We start from the raw sequence: 18,104 nt of genomic DNA on the forward strand, positions 1-18,104 counted from the left end.
AGTAGGTGGAAATCTTGATAAACACAAAAGAAAAAATTGTGAACTTAGGTTTAGAATTGATTCAAACAAGAGGGATAAATGGGTTTAGTTTTGCAGATATTGCCAAAGTTATTGATATCAAAAAGGCAAGTATTCATTATTATTTTCCAAGTAAAACCGATTTAATTGAAGCAGTCCTAGAAAAGTATTCAACGAACTTTTTTGAAGCTTTAGAGCAAAGCACAGCATCCACTCTTAAAGCAAAATTAGAATATTATACTTCTTTATATAGAATGAATTTGATAGAGGGAAGAATCTGTCTATGCTCAGATTTAGCAATGGATACTTATAACCTGAATGATAGTATCAATAACAAAGTCGGTGACTTTTTTCAGAAAAATATCTCATGGCTAGAAAAACAATTTACCGAATATAAGAGTTCTCAAAAAGCCAGCGAATTTTTTGCTGGGATTCAAGGAGCTCAGCTTATTTCTCGAAATCAAAAAAGAATAGATTATTTTGATGAGGTAATTACAAAGAGCATCGATGACCTCCTCTTATCAGTTGAAAAATGATGAAAGTCTGATACTATCAGGCTTTTTTTGTTTTAAAATAGACCTTAACTAAGCAAAGATAAGTTGATATATGGCTGAATGATTAATAGATAAAGCCTATTATATAAATTGTTTCATATGTCGTTTAAAACATACGATATATTACGTTTTGCAATATTGTAAAACTGATTTAAATCTCAAATCAGTTTTTTTTATTTATTTTTTTAAAGGCCATATTAATCCAATAATGCTCAAAAAATACCGTAATATCGGGCTTTTTAGCCTTTTTGTGAGTGTTCTTCTCAGAAAAAAATATAAAAAAGGCGTAACATTTAAATACATAATGTACGAAATCCATTACACATTTGTAGTATATTGTGTTATAATGTCCTAGTATCAGGGTGGCACAATTGGACGCTAGAAAAAAGACTTTCTATGGTGTGAATTCTGATTAAAAACTCAACAAGGAGGACATTATGGAAAGTAGAAAAAAAGTCGCTTCTATAATTCTAGGACTAGTATTGCTTTTGCAATATATTGTTACACCAGTAGGAGTGATTGCGGAAGCATTGACTGATAGCAGCGTAAATACTGCTATTAGTTTAAGCCAACTTAAAATAGACGAATCAGAAATAAAAACTGATCTAACGTCATTTAACTTAACACTTAAAGTTGAAAAACCAATTGAACAAAATGAGACAGTAATTATCGATTTGAACAGTTCTATTAATACACCTAGTGAAGATAATAAAACAAAATCAACAACAGATTTTACTGCTAATGAAAACAAATTAACGGTAGTTGTAGCTGCGAATAGCAACAATGAATTGAACATTAACTTTTCTGTACTAAAAGAAAAATTAAAAGACCTCAATCAGTTAACAGCAACGCTTAATAATCAAAAGGTAAGTGTTGATCTTCCAACAACTGATTCAACGACGGATTCAACAGAAAGTTCAACGAGTACTTCAGAATCTAAAAGTACAAGTAATTCAGAGATTTCAACAAACTCTTCTGAGAGCAAGAGTCAGTCAACTTCTGAAAGCAAAAAAGAACAAATAAAACAAGAAACAACAACTCAAGCTGATGCCGGTCGAAATATTCGTGACCTTCTAGATGGTGCAGGAGTTTCTCCAGCTTCTATCATCAATGATGCAACGACTGTTTATGTTGATAAAGATGGAAATCCATATCCTGACCAGAATAATGTCCCTATTGACGCCGCTGTTAAAATTGATTACACATGGAGTATCCCAGAAGATATTATGCCATTAAAGGCTGGAGATTACTTTGACTTCAAGTTACCAGATGGAGTGACAATTGAAGAAGCTATGGGAAATATAGGGGATTACGGAACTTATACTATTGATGCTGATGGTACAGTTCACTTTGTATTTAATGAAAAAGTCGAAACAAAACATGATATTCATGGGACTTTCCATTATGATGCCCACTTTGATAAAGAAACAGTTCCTGGGGAAGTTGTAATTGATACACCAACTGAGGAAAATTTCCCTCCTTCTGAGGTTCACGTTCGCCCAGACTATAATCAAGGGATAGACAAATCAGGACACTTTGACAAGACCCCAAATCCTAGTGAAGTTATTTGGGAAATTAATATTAATCGTCCATTAAATACGATGGAGAATGCAACTCTTACTGACCCAATGCCAACTGGAACTACTTATAAGTCAGTAGTCATTTATCCAGAAACAGTTGGGCCAAATGGAGAAATCCTATCAGTTGATAAAGCTCATCCTTTAGTTGAAGGAACCGATTATACGGTAGATGCAAATGGGAAAATTACATTCATCGGTAAGTATGCGAAGACTGATCAAGCCTTTAATGTTGTTTATACAACATCTATTGATGACGATACTATTCCAGAAAAAGGCGGAAATGTAAACTTTACAAATACTGCTACATTAAATGATGGGAAAACAGATACTGATGCAAGTGCCTCAGTTGATGCTGAATATAAAGGACCGATTACAAAAAATGGCCCTTACTCAACTGGTGATGATCAAGTTTACAATTGGAATGTTGAGTATAATTATAATGAGCAAAAGCATAAAGCTGGTTCATATATTGAAGATACAATGAGCGATGCTATTGAACTAGTGGACGGCAGTGTTAAGCTCTATAAAATTACTTTTGATAAAGATGGAAATGAAATAAAAGGGGCTGAATTAAAAGAGGGCGAAGATTATAAGCTCGTTCCAGACCCCAATGACCCGCAAAAATTTAAAATTGTATTTCTTAAAGATATCGATTATGCAGTAAAAGCAGAATATCAAACAAAGGTTAAAGATATTGTAGATGAAAATGTGCCAATTGAGAACTCAGTAGAGACAGATACTGGGGACAAAGATGGGTCAACAGGAAATGCAACTCAAGAAGGATTAGTAAAAAATGTTGATGGTGATATTGACTACAGCAAAGATGAAATTCCTTGGAAAATAGATATCAATAGTGCAGGCTATTTGATGGAAAATTGGTCGCTAGAAGACACAATGTCTCAAGGCCTTACATTTATAGAAGATAGTTTCCAAATTATTGATAAAAATGAGGGAAATCGTGTTCTATTACCGACAGAATATACACTAGTAAAAACTGCAACAGGATTCCAAGTTTCCTTTAATTCTCCTTTAAAAGAAGGAACTGACCATAAATATCAGATTAAATACAAGACAAAATTTGATACTAGTGCGATTGATAATGGAAGTGGTCATGAAGGAGACATCAAATTTAAAAATGATGCTTCTATGACTTGGAATGATCAAAATGGTGGAGATCATACAAATACTGATCATAAAGATGTTGAACCTCTTCCACCATTCCAATACAATGGACAAAAATCTGGTGACTATAATGCAACGACTAAAAAGATTACATGGGCAGTTGCTACTAATTTTGATCAGCAAGAATTAAAAGATGCTTCAATAGTAGACCCAATTTCAGCGGATCAAAAATATGTTTCTGGAAGTGCTAAAGTTTATGAAGCCACGATTAATAGTGATGGGACTTATACTTTAGGTGCTGATGTTACTTCAACATCAGGAATTAAAGTGACCGAAGGTAAAAATGATATTAAGGTTAACCTTCCTGACAAGAGCACCAAAGCTTATGTGTTAATCTTTGAAACTAGCTTGGCTGGTGAACTCATCAACCAAAAAGAATATAAAAATACAGCTACATTTACTAATAATGACATTTCTCATGATTTAACTGCCAGCGTCACGGCGGCTCATGAGGGTGAATTTGTTTCAAAATCTGGTGAACAATCAAGTTCAGATTCTGATTATGTGGATTGGACTCTTACCGTCAATGCTTCACAATCAACTTTGAAAGACGTTGAAGTTGTTGATAATCCTTCTTCAAATCAATATGTTGTTCCAGAAGATGTCGTTGTTTACGGAACGACAATTGATAAATCAGGAAATATAACCGAAGATAAAAACACTGTGCTCAAACAAGGAGTTGACTATACTGTTGATATTACTACAGATAACATCACCGGAGCGCAAGTAATTACGGTTGATTTCTTAGCTGAAATTAACACAGCCTACATGGTGGAATATCGGGCATTAATTACTACTGATAAAACTAATGATACCGTAAGTAATCAAGCTCATATCAGTGGAGACAACGAAACAACGATTGAGAAAGATGTTGAAGTAGATGTGCCTGTAATCAATCATGACGGGACAGCAGAGGGTTCAGAAGGGTCAGTTACTTTTGAAAAAGTTGGTCCTGATAAAGAAAAACTAGCAAATGCGCATCTCCAACTTTGGTCAATTAATGATGAAGGTAAAAAAGATAAATTAATCCGTGAAGGAGATACCGACCAAAATGGTGATTTGAAACTGGGTCACTTACGTGTCGGAGATTATCTTCTTATTGAAACAACAGCTCCAGCGGGATACACACTTGATGAAGAATTGGTTAAAGGTAAAAAAGTAACTGTCGCTGAAGATGGTGAAACAGCTAACTTTCCTATCCAAGAAGTCGAGAACGAACCAACAAAAGTAGTACTTAAAAAAGTAGGAATGACCATTGAAAATGGAGAAGAAGTAAAAAATCCACTTCAAGGAGCAGAATTTAAACTCTTAGATGACTCGGGTCAAACTGTTGCGGGTTATGGACAACTTACTTCTGATAGTTCAGGAAATGTTACCATTGAAAAATTAGTACCTGGCAAGTACTCACTTGTAGAAACGAAAGCTCCAGCAGGTTATATCTTAGACCCAACTCCAATTGAATTTGAACTCAAAGCAAATGAAGAGGGAATAATTTCAGATGTTAACTTGGAAAAAGTGAATTATCAAGGTTCAGCTGAGTTAATCAAACATGACAGTAAAGGTCAACCTTTATCAGGTGCAATCTTCAAAGTTGTTGATAAATCAGGCAAAACAATTCAAACGAATTTAACATCCGATAAAGATGGTAAAGTAATTGCTGATGGCCTAGCGCCAGGTGACTACTCATTTATCGAAACGCAAGCTCCAACAGGTTATGTATTAAATACAGACCCAGTTCACTTCACGGTTGCTGATCAAGCAGAAGGCCAACCGCAAATCGTGATGGCTTCTGATAACTTTATTAACTATCAAGGCTCAGCTGAATTAATCAAACATGATAGTAAAGGTCAACCATTATCAGGTGCAATCTTCAAGGTTGTTGATAAATCAGGCAAAACAGTTCAAACGAATTTAACATCTGATAAAGATGGTAAAGTAATAGTTGACGGCTTAGCGCCAGGTGACTACTCATTTATCGAAGTTCAAGCTCCAACAGGTTATGTATTAAACACAGACCCAGTTCACTTCACAATAGCCGCTGAATCAGAAGAAAAACCACAGCTTGTCATGGCTTCTGATAACTTTATTAACTATCAAGGCTCAGCTGAATTAATCAAACATGACAGTGAAGGTCAACCATTATCAGGTGCAGTCTTCAAGGTTGTTGATAAATCAGGCAAAACAATTGAAACGAATTTAACATCTGATAAAGATGGTAAAGTAATAGTTGACGGCTTAGCGCCAGGTGACTACTCATTTATCGAAGTTCAAGCTCCAACAGGTTATGTATTAAATACAGATCCTGTTCACTTCACAATTGCCACTGAATCAGAAGAAAAACCACAGCTTGTCATGGCTTCTGATAACTTTGTTAACTACCAAGGCTCCGCCGAATTAATCAAACATGACAGTGAAGCTCAACCATTATCAGGTGCAGTCTTCAAGGTTGTTGATAAATCAGGCAAGACAATTCAAACGAATTTAACATCCGATAAAGACGGTAAAGTAATAGTTGACGGCCTAGCGCCAGGTGACTACTCATTTATCGAAACGCAAGCTCCAACAGGTTATGTATTAAATACAGATCCTGTTCACTTCACAATTGCCACTGAATCAGAAGAAAAACCACAGCTTGTCATGGCTTCTGATAACTTTGTTAACTACCAAGGATCAGCCGAATTAATCAAGCACGATAGCAAGGGTCAACCTCTATCAGGCGCAATCTTCAAAGTTGTCAATGAATCTGGAAAAGTGATTAAAGAAGGACTGACATCCGATAAAGTTGGTAAAGTAGCAATTGATGGTTTGGCGCCAGGTGACTACTCATTCATCGAAACGCAAGCCCCAACTGGCTATATCTTGAATACTGAAAAGGTTAATTTCACTATTACTGACAAAGAAGAAGGTCAACCAAAAGTAGTGACTGCCTCGGATAACTTTGTTAACTACAAAGGATCAGCCGAATTAATCAAACATGACAGTGAAGGCCAACCTTTATCAGGTGCAGTCTTCAAAGTTGTCAATGAATCTGGAGAAATGATAAAAGAAGGCTTGACCTCTGATAAAGACGGTAAAGTCAAAATTGATGATTTAGTACCGGGAAATTACTCATTCATTGAGACTCAGGCTCCCGCAGGTTATATTCTAAACACAGCGAAAGTTGACTTTACAATCTCAGATGAAGAAAAGAATAAACCAAAAGTGGTCATGGCTTCAGATAATTTTATTAACTATCAAGGCTCCGCCGAATTAGTCAAGGTGAGCGATTCTGGAGAAAAACTTTCAGGTGCAGTCTTTAAAGTTGTTGATACAAGTAAAAATGAAGTTGTTTTAAAAGGACTAAAATCTAACTCAGATGGAATAATCAAGGCAAATAATTTAAAACCAGGTAAGTATGCTTTTGTAGAAGAAAAAGCTCCTACTGGTTATCAATTAAGCCAAGAGACTAAAACATTTGAAATTGTTAATGAATCAGAAAATAAACCAGAAATGGTTAAAGTTGGCAAAATTGTTAATAGAAAACTTATAATACCTCGCCAAAAATCAGAATTACCAAAAACGGGAGAACAAGAAAATAGATTCCTTCCTATTAGTGGACTGGCGATATTTATTTTTGGAATTTATGTAACTTTTAAACGACAAAAACTGAAAAACAAATAAGAAAAGAAGACAAATAAAAGCATGATTTATACTCATGCTTTTATTTTTTTTTAGAAAAAATCGAATAATGATTAGAAAATTTTATAAATCAAATTCATGGCCAATACTTTCTCAGTTATGAGCAAAAAAATGCCAACGAAGAGACTAAAAATATAAATTAATAGAAGATAAAAAAGCTTTCTAAGCACTAAAAGTAACAAATTAAAAACAAAAGTCATTTTTTAGAAATGAGTAATTGCGGTTTTTAATTTTTATAAGAAATAAAAGGCTCGGTGCAAACTGGCAAGAATCAAAGATATCAAAGAATATTTAGATTACCATAGAATAGTAATACATAATTTGAAATGAGCGCGCTAACAAACAGGCGGTTAAAGTGAAAAACAGCACAATCTATTTTTTAACCTTAACGTTATCAAAAAAACATAAAACAAAAGTTTGTAAAACAAAACATCACCAATATGAAGCTTGGTGATGTTTTGTTTTACAAATAAGTTGAATTTTATAACAACGTATATCCGAAAAATTAGTGTTTTTCGGATATACGAGTGAAATTTTCTGAGCAAAATATTACGAAAATATAATTATAGTAATATTATAACACAACTCTCTTTAAAATCAAATTTAGCAGACTGGAAATTTACTCTGAAATTACATTTCAACTAATAAAATTAATATTATCAAACAAAATACATTTGTTTTTCACTTTTTCCTGTTCTAACGGTGCTTAGATGTTTCTGTATTATTGGTTTTAGTTATCTTTTTGAAAACAAGAAACTACGTTCGCTTATTCCGATCAACTGAGAAAATGTAAATTTAGCGAGGTAATTTTTTTATTACTAATTGTTTTCTTAAAAATAGTTAAATTATTTTTAAGAGTTTATAATTTTATCCCTTAAATTTGACTACTAGAAGGTCAAAAACTTAGATGAAGAAGTACAAAATTCTTTTATTTTTTTAGTTATGTACACTAAAAACATATATCCGAAAAACACTAATTTTTCGGATACTAGCGGTAAAAAAATGAGAAAACGATGCTTTGTTAAGCTCATTAAAAGTATGGGATGGCGGAGTTAACTATGAAAAAAAGAATCATTTTATATTTTGAAGATATGATTAAATTTGGAGATTTAGGAGGTGCTTTTAAGAAAAAATGAAGATTTTAAAGCAAAAGAAAATGTAACTAAGAGCCAAAGAAAGTTTAAAAAATTAAGTAATCAGTAAGAGACATTTTCCAATTAAGAAAATTTTTCTGATAGGTGAAAATTTTTCTTTGGTTTAGAAGACAACAAAATCCTAGATTTAGTGAATGATTCTTTTCAATCTATCACTTCGGAACAAAAGGAGCAACTAAATAAAATTTGTCAAGAATGGAAACAAAATGATTGAAAAAAAGAACTCAGTATATAATATTTTAGGAAAAATAGGTCTCGTCTTAGTACTTGTCTTTAGCTTATTCTATTGTAGTAAAAATATATATGCTTCATCCTCTAATTTTAATGTAAATCCAGTAACACCAGAGAATCAAATTGATAAGAGTTTAGGTTATTTTAACCTATTGATGAATCCAGAAGCAGAACAAAATCTGACATTTAATCTGAATAATACGACTTCAAAGTCTATAACAGTAGATATGTCCTTCTCACGTTCGACTACGAATGATAATGGCCTTGCTATTTATGATTCAGCTGGAAAAACCAAGGATAGTTCTCTTCAATATAATATTGAAGATTATGTTGAAATTCCTAAAAAAGAAATAACAATTTCCGCTCATTCACAGGTGACTGTAACTGCGAAAATTAAAATGCCTCAAGGAGCAAACAGTGGAGTCTTGGCTGGAGGATTTGCTTTCAAAGAAAAGAAATCGAAAAATCAAGAAAGTACATCAAAAGGTGTATCGATTACAAATGAATATCGTTATGTGATTGCACTTGTTATCCAACAAGATACTCAGAAAGTTTCTCCTCAACTTAAAATGAACGAGGCCAAAGCTACACAAGTAAATTCTAGAAATGTATTTACAGCAAATTTACAAAACATGTCACCAACCTACCTTCAAGATATGAATGCGAAGGCGACAGTAAAAAACGTAAATAATCCAGAATTAAAATATAGCTTTGAAAATTCTGATATGAAAATGGCTCCAAATTCTAACTTTAACTTTGCGATTCCAGTATCTATTCAAGGAAATATGAAAGATCAAACTTCTAAAGCCTTGGAGCCTGGAAAGTATCATCTAACAATGACAGTTTATGGTGTGAAAAATACGAACGGAACTTACGAAACTACAGTTGATGGTAAAGCCGTAAAGTATGAGTATAAATGGGAATTTGAAAAAGAGTTTGAAATTGCAGAAGAAAAAGCCCAAAAACTTAATCAGAGTGACCCAACGGTTCATTATAAAGAACCCATCAATTGGCTGATGATTATTGGAATTGCGCTTATCCTTATAATTCTGTTATTAATCTTCCTCATCTTTAGCCGCAAACGAAACAAAGATAGTCACCAATAAAGTAATAGCTAGAAGTCAGTAAGAAAGGAAAAGAAAACTTTGAATAAAGTAATAAAAACTTTTTTGATCTCTATGGGATTCTTGATAGTGATTGCCTATCCCTTTTCTGTCTTTGCTCAAGAAAGAGCGGCAAACACGACTCAGGCAACAGTTGGCTTTACTGGTAGCTTCCCTTCCAAAGAGAAGCCAGATATCAATTCCCCAAAAAATCCACAAATCGATTCTAAGAATAAAGAGCTCCCTAAAACAGGGGCGAAAAGTTCATTAGCCATAGAGTGGATAGGAGTGGGATTGATTAACCTTATTATTGGATTGATTTATATTAAAAGAAAAAAATCAGTCCGATACAATTTAACATGATAATTAAAATAATTTAATTATATATTTCAAAAAATCATAGGAGAAATTAATATGAAAAAAGCACTTTCGCTTTCTGCAGCAACACTTGCCCTTCTCGTAGTAGGAGCCACAGCAACTTCAACAGCATCAGCTGATTCAGTTAAGGCTGAACAATGGACTTCAACAGGAACAATTGGGTTCACAGCAAATACAACAACACCGCCTGATGTTACAAACCCAGAAGTTCCAGGAGAACCTGGACCTGGAGGTACTGCGGGGGCTCTTGCAATTGACTATGCATCTGATTTGGATTTTGGTACGCATGAAATTTCAGCCTCACAAGCTACTTACTATGCAAGTGCAGACTCAAAAGCATTTTCTAAACCGGTTGGAGCATTTGTACAAATGCACGATCTTCGTGGTTTGGGTACTGGGAATGGAACTACATTAACAGTAACTCAATTGGCTCAATTTACAAATGGTTCAAAAGGTCTTACAGGCGCAGCCTTGAGCTTTTCTTCTGGAGCTGGAGTGAATGCTGATGCTTCAGGTTCATATGTTCCAAAAAGTACTGCTAGTTACACATTGACTCCTGGGACTGCTCAAGAAGTAATGTCAACAGATGGAACAGTTGGACAATATTTGACAAGCTATGGTAAAGCTGCAGATTATCAAGGTAACGAAGCAGGAGGTCCAATCTCTCTCAGCGTTCCTTCAGGATCAGCCGTGGCAGGTAACTACACAGCAACTCTCCAATGGGATTTGACAACTGCGCCTTAATTAGGAATAAAAAAGTTGTCTCTTCTTATATGAAGAAACAACTTTTTTATAATTTTAAAGGTACAGTTAACGAAAGTGAAAACAACAATGGGAAAAATAAAAAACTTACTTAAAAAATCTACAAAAATTGGCGCAAGTGCCTTGCTTTTGGTAAGTACCTTGTTGCCAAGTTTAGCCCTTCAAGGTCAGTTGATAGTATCAGCAACCAATGCATCCACAACTTTAGCCCCTGGCGGGGCCGTTGATACAGGGAATCACACTTGGGGCTTAAAAGATTTTCAGACAGCTAACAATTATACTCCAGTCGGAAAGAATACCAGTGGTGCGGGTTGGAGTTCTTCGTCAACTTATGACTTCGGAACCAATCAAGCAAATACAGGTTCTTGGCTTCCTTTTAATGGCGCTGTTGACATGACTCAGTCAATCAGAATTGTTGGGACAACCCTTGCTAACTCAAAAGGCCTTTTTGGTTCTGGGAAAATTCTGGGAGATGCAAATGGTATTTTACTTACTAACCTGTCTTCATCTCAGCTCTCGGGAGGAGCAACTGGTGGGAACTTAGGAGTAGGTAATCTAGGTTCGGGCACTTACTTTATAGGAAATAATTATTCTTATAAAAAGACATCAATCATTGTCGGAAGTGACTACAATACTGCAACGGTAATTGCTCAAGGTAATGGTCCGGGAGCAAAAATACTTAGTGCCAGCTCTGATTATACAGCAAATAATAATTCTACAAATCTTTTTACCATGGAATGGAGTAATCCTGTCTTAAATTCAGATGGAACAGTAACTGGAACAATTAGTTATCTATCTAGAAATGGGGGGACTAACTACGTTAGCTCAGCGGATATTACAGTTCAAAAGAGCATGTCAATTGGTTTTATGGCCGCAACTGGTGGGAACTACTCACAGATGTCTGTGACAGTTAATGAAGTTACGGCAGGAAAAGGAGTTCAGCCAGTCAATGTTAACTATCTCAATAGTTTAACTGGGAGCCAATTAGCACCAAAAGGTACCGCTTGGAAGAACTCTACTATCACGGCAAACGTAGGTGATAAAATTGGAGTTGTAGCCCAAGGAAATACAGTACAGACGTCAGATAACTACGATTATTTTGTACCAGTAGCACCAACGGGATATAACTTTAAATCATTCACTCCGGCGGTTACTGTACAGAATTTCCCAGTGGGAACAGCAAATCCTAATCAGATTAATGTTTCTTACACACCTCTAGCACAAAGTGCAGGCTTTACATTTAATTATGATCCGGTGGCTCAAAGAACTCCGACAGTACCACCTTTATATTCAGTCTCTGGGGTTACTGATCAGACTATCGTGGCTGCTTCTCCTAATTTTCAAAAGAATTTAGCGGCTCAAGTACCTGCTGGATACTATATTTCTAAAATCACTAATTCAGCTGGTGGAACCTCAACAGGGAGTACAACAGATTCAACGATTAAATCATTTTTAGCAGGCAATCCAACTTTTGATGCAACAGCTTCAAAAAATCAGTATCAAATCATGTTATCAGCTGCTAATCAAACGGGAACAGTAAATTTTGCTTATAACTCAAATGTTCCAGCAGGAGCTCCAACGTTACCAAATGATATTCAATTATCTGGATTAACTGGTTCTGATTTGAATTTTGTAATGCCAAACCTTTCTGCTGGTTATGTGGTCTCAAGCGTTGTAGGTCCAAATAATGTAACTTACTCTTCGATTGCGGAAGCTTTGCAAGCTAACGATCACTTTGTTCCTGGATCAAATAATTTTAAAGTAACGATTTCGGCTGTAACACAAAATGGGACGATAAGTTATAATTGGGCTTCAAATGTTCCGGGACAAAATGGAGTCGTAGGTAAACTTCAAACTACTTTACCTGCGACTACTGCAATTTCTGGTCTTGTTGGAGAAACAATCAAATTAAGTCCAGATACTCCTACCGGCTATGGAATTGACAAGGTTGTTGCTCCTGATGGTAAAACCTATACGGATAGCACTACTCCGGGAATGACTGCTCTTCAAGCAGCACAAGCGGCTAATCCTAAATTTATTGTTGGTCCAAATAACTTTGTTATAACTTTGAAAGCATTAGAACAAGATGTTACATTGAAAGTTAATGTTGATCAAAATTCAGGTTCTGGTGCTCCAACAGCACCTCAACCTTACACAATAGCTACAGTGTTGACAGGTGCTCCTATTGATGGACCATCGATTGATAAAGCACAAAAGTGGCTAAATGATTGGATAACTAATAATGCTGCTGGATGGTCAGTTAAAGACTTTTTGGACCCTAATCTCGTAAGTTATGTTAACTCAGGATTATCAAGTGCTGTCACAGGAGCTGGGGGAGTAGCATTTTCCAAAAATAATGTTTATCAAGTAAATCTGATATACAGTGGAAGTATTGGCTTTAGTTCAGTACCATCACAAATTGATTTTGGTAAAAATCCTGTAGTGCCTGTTGATAAATCTTACCAAGGAATGTTAGATAATTCTGTTGTAGTTTCAGATACCAGAGCGCCAAATCTAGCAACATCTTGGACTGTCAGTGTTTCTCAAAGTTCTCCAATTCAAGAAGTTATAAATAATGGTGTGGATACTCCGGTGTCAGGAGGCATATCATTTATGAATTATCTTTCATACGATGGGAAAGTGCTCACTAATAATCCACAAGTCGTCCATTCTAAATCTGCAGGGGAAGTAGGAGATACCGTAGTAATTGATAAGGCTTCGCCGAGTCTCTTTGCCTTAAAAGTTCCTTCAAGTTTTCAGAAAGTAAATTCTGAGTTTAAAGGGACTTTATCATGGACTTTGACAAGCGCTCCATAGAAGATAGAACAATGATGAAAATATTTTGGGCTGACATTTATGATGAAGTAAACATTCAGGGGATACTAGGGAAAGAGTACACAAGTAATAGTGTATTGATGGATAAGAAAAATGGAAAATATATTTTATCTACGTTTGAAAGCTTTGACTCATGAATCTGGTAAGTCATTTAATCAAATTGAGAGAGAATTAGGCTATACTAGAAATGCTCTTGCAAATTATAAAAATGGTGGAGTGCCTTCTGGGATAAGATTGATGGAGTTAGCAAACTATTTTAAAGTTCTGCCCGATTATTTGATTGGAAAAGTTCCTTTTGAAAATGTGGAAAGCATTGAAAACACATTTGTTTCTCTTACAAATAAGCAAAAAATTGAAATGTATCTTCTTTGTCAAAAATGGATATTATCAAGAATAAAAGAAGATTGATTGTTTATTGAGCTTAGGACAAATAAAAACTACTGAACTAATAATTCAGTAGTTTTTATTTTATAGATTAAGAGATAATTTTAGGAAAAAGTGGAATGGGATAATGTTTTAAAAGAAAAATCCTTATCGATAGACAAGGATTTTGAATTAGTGCCGACTATAGGAATCGAACCTACGACCCCTTCGTTACGAGTGAAGTGCTCTACCGACTGAGCTAAGTCGGCACAAAATAAAAGTGGTTCTCCACTTTTATTATAATACAACTTTTTAATTGCTTTTTCAAGAACTAAAAATCTTTGGCATTGGGTTGATTGTAGCCATAACGTTCACAGAAATCTTCACGGAATTCTAGAAGGTTATCATCCATGATTGCTTGGCGAACATCTTTCATGAGGTTTACTAGGAAATGAAGATTATGGTATGAGCAAAGGCGTAAACCAAAGGTTTCATCGGCTTTAATTAAATGACGTAGATAGGCGCGTGTGTAGTTGGTACAAGTGTAGCAATCACACATTGGGTCAAGTGGAGTGAAATCATGCTCATATTTAGCATTTCGAATATTTACTCGACCAAAATGTGTCATTAGTGTTCCGTTACGAGCGATTCGTGTAGGAAGAACACAGTCAAACATATCCACCCCACGTATAACTCCATCAATCAAGCTATCTGGAGCACCAACACCCATTAGATAGCGTGGTTTATCTTCAGGAAGCATTGGTGTTGTAAAGTCAAGAACAGCGTTCATTTCTTTATGTGATTCTCCAACGGCAAGACCACCGATCGAATAACCAGCGAAATCCATAGAAGTTAAATCGCTAGCTGATTGACGACGTAAATCTTCAAAGCCAGCTCCCTGAACAATTCCAAACAGTCCTTGGTCATTTGGACGGCGGTGAGCATTGAGCCCACGTTCAGCCCATCGTGAAGTTCGTTCAACAGAGGCTTTAACGTAATCATAAGGTTGGTAAAAAGGTGGGCATTCATCAAAGGACATCATGATATCTGAACCAAGATTGTTTTGGATACTAATTGCTTTTTCTGGATTGAGAAAAAGTTCACGTCCATCTAAATGGCTTTTAAATTTAACGCCTTCTTCTGTAATATTTTTCTTATTTTGAACAAGACTATAAACTTGGAAACCACCACTATCTGTTAGGATGGGTTGGTCCCAATTCATGAATTTGTGAAGACCACCAGCTTCAGCAACGAGTTCGTCACCAGGGCGTAGCCAAAGGTGGTAGGTATTTGAGAGAATGATTCCAGAGCCGAGAGTTTTGAGTTCTTCTGGGCTCATTGTTTTTACAGTGGCTTGGGTACCGACTGGCATGAACATTGGAGTTGGGAAGGTTCCGTGAGGGGTAATGATTTCTCCCAATCTTGCTCCAGTGTGTTTTTCTTTTTTTATTAATCTGTATTTTATTGCGTGTTCTGTCATAAAATTCCTTTAATTTACTTGTTTTTTTTAATTTTCGAGTTGAGCTTTCTTGTGGCTTAAAAAGCAAGCACTTATAAGTATAACAAAAATTAAATGGATTTTATAGACGATTTTAAAAAATCAGTCGAAAGTCTTAGAGATTTTGCGTATTTATTGGTATAATGGAGTAAATGTAGGATAAATGATTGGGAGGTGTTTTATGTCAAGATGGGAATTGAAAAATCAAGCCAAGGGAGCCTTACGTGATAATTTCGGCTCGAAAATGTTACTTTTTATTATTCCAATAATCATGGGAATACTAGGTGGCGGAAATGGTATGAAACAATCAATGGACTACAATGGTTCTTTTGATAATGTACCGAGTAGTGTCTGGATGGCAGTTAGTTTTGCGACATTGCTTATTGTAATTTTGATGATTGTGGTCGCTTTATTTGTTTCAGTGGTGACAGTGGGAGCAATCTTTAACTATATTAAAATTTTCCGTGGTGAGCGTAATAATCCGCAATTCAAAAATGTTTTTGGACCATTTTATGATGGCTCGGCTGGAAAAATAATTCTATTAAATATTGTTAAAGGAATCATTTTTGTTGTTTTAATGTTTATTCCAATCATTGGTTGGGCAGTTGGCATTTATTTGGCACTTGGTTGGTCACAATCAACTTACGTTTTGTTTGATCAGCTAGAAGAAGATCGTTATAGTGGTGTGATGAATGTATTGAGCGAATCAGCGACCATGATGAAGGGACTACGTGGAGATTATTTCATTTTCAAATTTAGTTTCTTTTGGTGGTATGTCCTTTATGGTATTTCTGGGGGATTAGCGGGATTTTGGACAACTCCTTACCTCAATATGGCTTCAATTGCTTATTATGAAAATATTGGTAAATAAAAAAAGCTGTCAGTAAATTGACAGCTTTTTAATTTACTGACAGTTTGTCAGTAAATTAATTTTCAGTTTTAACGTGACGTCCGTGGACAAAATGATAAATGACAGCAATTAGAAGCGCAAGAATTGCTGATGCAAAATAGAGATTACGATAACCTAATAAGGGCATAAACATTCCTAAAATAAAGGGTCCAAAACCAACACCCATATCCATAAAACCAAAGAAGGTAGAAGTAGTTACTCCTAGACGGTGTGCTTCAGAGTTACGAATGGCAATCGCTTGTCCAAAAGGAGAGAAAGAACCATAGCCTAAACCAATGAAGATTGCGGCGATAAGGAGCATCCAACCTGATTGAGCTAATCCAATTAATAAAAGTCCTAAAGCGAAAAAGAGATAGGTGGGATACATGACAAAGTTATCCCCAAATCCATCAAAGATACGACCAGTGATTGGACGTGATAAAAGAACAGTAATCGCATAGACTAAAAAGAAGAATGAAGCAGCTTCTGAGAGATGGATATTAAGAGCGTAGGCATCCATAAATGACAGAATACTTGAATACGAAATTCCGATGAGAAAAGCAATTAGGGAAATGGGTAAAGCTTCTTTTTCAAAATAATTTGACCAAGCAAATTTTTTATGATTTTCTGTAATTGCAGAACTGTCAGTAGGTTTCTCGTTCACTCGTAGGAAGAAAATACCAATCAGTGCAAGGAATAATAATAAAGCGGAAAGCCAGATCAAAGAGTAAAAGCCAGAAGTTCGATAAAGGAACATTGATAAAAATGGCCCAACTGCTGACGAGAGTGTCACAGACAGGGCATAATACCCAATTCCTTCACCACGACGAGAAGAAGGCACGATAGCTCCTGCTAGAGTACCAGAAGCTGTTGCAGCGATACCAAAACCAACACCGTGTACTAGACGGAGAATGAGCAAGAGAGCAACACTATGAACGATAAAGTAGACAAAGGTTAGTAAGAAATAAATTAAGGTTCCGATATATAGAAGCTTTTTAGCACCAAGGCGCTTCATATTATTTCCAGCCCAAAGCCTTGCGATAAATCCGCCGACAATAAAAATGCCAGATAAAATACCAGCAATACTAGCAGAGGCATGATAACGATCCATGGCCATTGTCCCGATGACAACGGTAGGGAGATAAAAAACAAGATAAAAAATAAAATTAAGTAACATATTAACAACGAAAGTTGTTGTCCAAAGTTTTTCTTTCATAAAGTTCCTTTCTTTGAGAAAAATTTATGAATGCGTAAACATCCGCCTAAAAAACAGATAAAACTCCCGCTTTTTAGACGAGAGTTTTGTGTTTGCGTAATTCAACTTTATTATTGTATCAAAAAAATCAAATAAAATGTTGACAGGGAAACTTAATGATACAAGACCACATTTTTTTATTTTATTTTCTTCCTAATCCTGAATAAGCATATTCGATTTTAATACAGCGATTCATCACGATTTTGCTCTTTCCAGCAGTTCGGATAATTTGTTCAGCTTCTTGAGATTGAAGGCCCAATTGAGCCCAAAATACGTCAGCGTCTGTCTCAATAAAATCGCGGGCTACATCTGCCAAAAATTCACTTCGGCGAAAAATATCGACAATATCAATGTGAAAAGGAATATCTTTGATAGAAGAAAATATTTTTTCACCTAACAATTCAGTTCCTGCAAGTCTGGGATTAACTGGAATGACACGGTACCCATTTTTTTGTAATCCTTGAGCGATTAAATAAGATGAGCGGTCTGTTTTATCACTAATTCCTACAACGGCAATCGTTTTAGCTTTTTTGAGGTAATCAAACAGGACCTCTTGTTCTGGATTTTCAAATTCGTACATCAGATTTCCTCCTCTTGTCTTTGAGTCTATTATACAATATTGAA

Annotated in this window: 11 protein-coding genes and 1 tRNA gene; 8 read left to right on the forward strand and 4 right to left on the reverse strand. The window is 35.4% G+C overall.

Features of this window, described 5'->3' with window-relative positions:
* Nucleotides 1-5: 5 nt before the first annotated feature.
* The 7 genes from KW2_RS00675 to KW2_RS00705 all read left to right on the forward strand — a co-directional run bounded on the left by KW2_RS00675 (nucleotide 6) and on the right by KW2_RS00705 (nucleotide 13,883).
* A complete protein-coding gene (locus KW2_RS00675) occupies nucleotides 6-554 on the forward strand; it encodes a TetR/AcrR family transcriptional regulator (protein ID WP_231097923.1) in 549 nt (182 codons plus the stop codon).
* Nucleotides 555-1,009: 455 nt separating this feature from the next.
* A complete protein-coding gene (locus KW2_RS00680) occupies nucleotides 1,010-6,994 on the forward strand; it encodes a SpaA isopeptide-forming pilin-related protein (protein WP_021036568.1) in 5,985 nt (1,994 codons plus the stop codon).
* Between the two features lie 1,378 nt (nucleotides 6,995-8,372).
* Entirely contained in the window at nucleotides 8,373-9,503 is a 1,131-nt protein-coding gene (locus KW2_RS00685) for a WxLIP family cell surface protein (protein ID WP_021036569.1), read from the forward strand.
* Between the two features lie 39 nt (nucleotides 9,504-9,542).
* Nucleotides 9,543-9,863 (forward strand): LPXTG cell wall anchor domain-containing protein, encoded by a 321-nt coding sequence (locus KW2_RS00690; RefSeq protein WP_021036570.1) that lies wholly within the window; start codon nucleotides 9,543-9,545, stop codon nucleotides 9,861-9,863.
* A 51-nt stretch (nucleotides 9,864-9,914) separates the two neighbouring features.
* Nucleotides 9,915-10,622, forward strand: coding sequence for a WxL domain-containing protein (locus KW2_RS00695; RefSeq protein ID WP_021036571.1), 708 nt, complete (start codon nucleotides 9,915-9,917; stop codon nucleotides 10,620-10,622).
* 87 nt (nucleotides 10,623-10,709) lie between these two features.
* Complete coding sequence (locus KW2_RS00700; protein WP_021036572.1) at nucleotides 10,710-13,457, forward strand: autotransporter outer membrane beta-barrel domain-containing protein; 2,748 nt, start codon at nucleotides 10,710-10,712, stop codon at nucleotides 13,455-13,457.
* Nucleotides 13,458-13,568: 111 nt separating this feature from the next.
* On the forward strand, nucleotides 13,569-13,883 hold the full coding sequence (locus KW2_RS00705) for a helix-turn-helix domain-containing protein (protein ID WP_011675210.1): 315 nt from the start codon (nucleotides 13,569-13,571) through the stop codon (nucleotides 13,881-13,883).
* A gap of 151 nt (nucleotides 13,884-14,034) precedes the next feature.
* Here KW2_RS00705 and KW2_RS00710 read toward each other — a convergent pair.
* Together KW2_RS00710 and tgt are read right to left on the reverse strand one after the other, a co-directional pair.
* Nucleotides 14,035-14,107 (reverse strand) — tRNA-Thr (locus tag KW2_RS00710).
* Between the two features lie 62 nt (nucleotides 14,108-14,169).
* The gene (tgt, locus tag KW2_RS00715) at nucleotides 14,170-15,318 is read right to left on the reverse strand and encodes a tRNA guanosine(34) transglycosylase Tgt (protein ID WP_011675211.1); all 1,149 of its coding nucleotides are present in this window, start codon (nucleotides 15,316-15,318) and stop codon (nucleotides 14,170-14,172) included.
* A 199-nt stretch (nucleotides 15,319-15,517) separates the two neighbouring features.
* On the opposite strand from tgt, the gene KW2_RS00720 reads away from it, so the two are divergent.
* The gene (locus KW2_RS00720) at nucleotides 15,518-16,207 is read left to right on the forward strand and encodes a DUF975 family protein (RefSeq protein ID WP_021036574.1); all 690 of its coding nucleotides are present in this window, start codon (nucleotides 15,518-15,520) and stop codon (nucleotides 16,205-16,207) included.
* A gap of 55 nt (nucleotides 16,208-16,262) precedes the next feature.
* On the opposite strand, the gene KW2_RS00725 is transcribed toward KW2_RS00720, so the two are convergent.
* A complete protein-coding gene (locus KW2_RS00725) occupies nucleotides 16,263-17,441 on the reverse strand; it encodes an MFS transporter (protein ID WP_011675213.1) in 1,179 nt (392 codons plus the stop codon).
* Nucleotides 17,442-17,622: 181 nt separating this feature from the next.
* Nucleotides 17,623-18,063 (reverse strand): CoA-binding protein, encoded by a 441-nt coding sequence (locus KW2_RS00730; protein ID WP_041168545.1) that lies wholly within the window; start codon nucleotides 18,061-18,063, stop codon nucleotides 17,623-17,625.
* Nucleotides 18,064-18,104: the final 41 nt, after the last annotated feature.

This window comes from Lactococcus cremoris subsp. cremoris KW2 (assembly GCF_000468955.1).
Lineage (GTDB): Bacteria > Bacillota > Bacilli > Lactobacillales > Streptococcaceae > Lactococcus > Lactococcus cremoris.

What these genes read in the sequence shown, in the direction of transcription:
- KW2_RS00680 (WP_021036568.1), top strand. Translation starts at nt 1,010, where the DNA reads ATGGAAAGTAGAAAAAAAGTCGCTTCTATAATTCTAGGACTAGTATTG.
- KW2_RS00685 (WP_021036569.1), top strand. Translation starts at nt 8,373, where the DNA reads ATGATTGAAAAAAAGAACTCAGTATATAATATTTTAGGAAAAATAGGT.
- KW2_RS00695 (WP_021036571.1), top strand. Translation starts at nt 9,915, where the DNA reads ATGAAAAAAGCACTTTCGCTTTCTGCAGCAACACTTGCCCTTCTCGTA.
- KW2_RS00700 (WP_021036572.1), top strand. Translation starts at nt 10,710, where the DNA reads ATGGGAAAAATAAAAAACTTACTTAAAAAATCTACAAAAATTGGCGCA.
- KW2_RS00705 (WP_011675210.1), top strand. Translation starts at nt 13,569, where the DNA reads ATGGAAAATATATTTTATCTACGTTTGAAAGCTTTGACTCATGAATCT.
- tgt (WP_011675211.1), bottom strand. Translation starts at nt 15,318, where the DNA reads ATGACAGAACACGCAATAAAATACAGATTAATAAAAAAAGAAAAACAC.
- KW2_RS00720 (WP_021036574.1), top strand. Translation starts at nt 15,518, where the DNA reads ATGTCAAGATGGGAATTGAAAAATCAAGCCAAGGGAGCCTTACGTGAT.
- KW2_RS00725 (WP_011675213.1), bottom strand. Translation starts at nt 17,441, where the DNA reads ATGAAAGAAAAACTTTGGACAACAACTTTCGTTGTTAATATGTTACTT.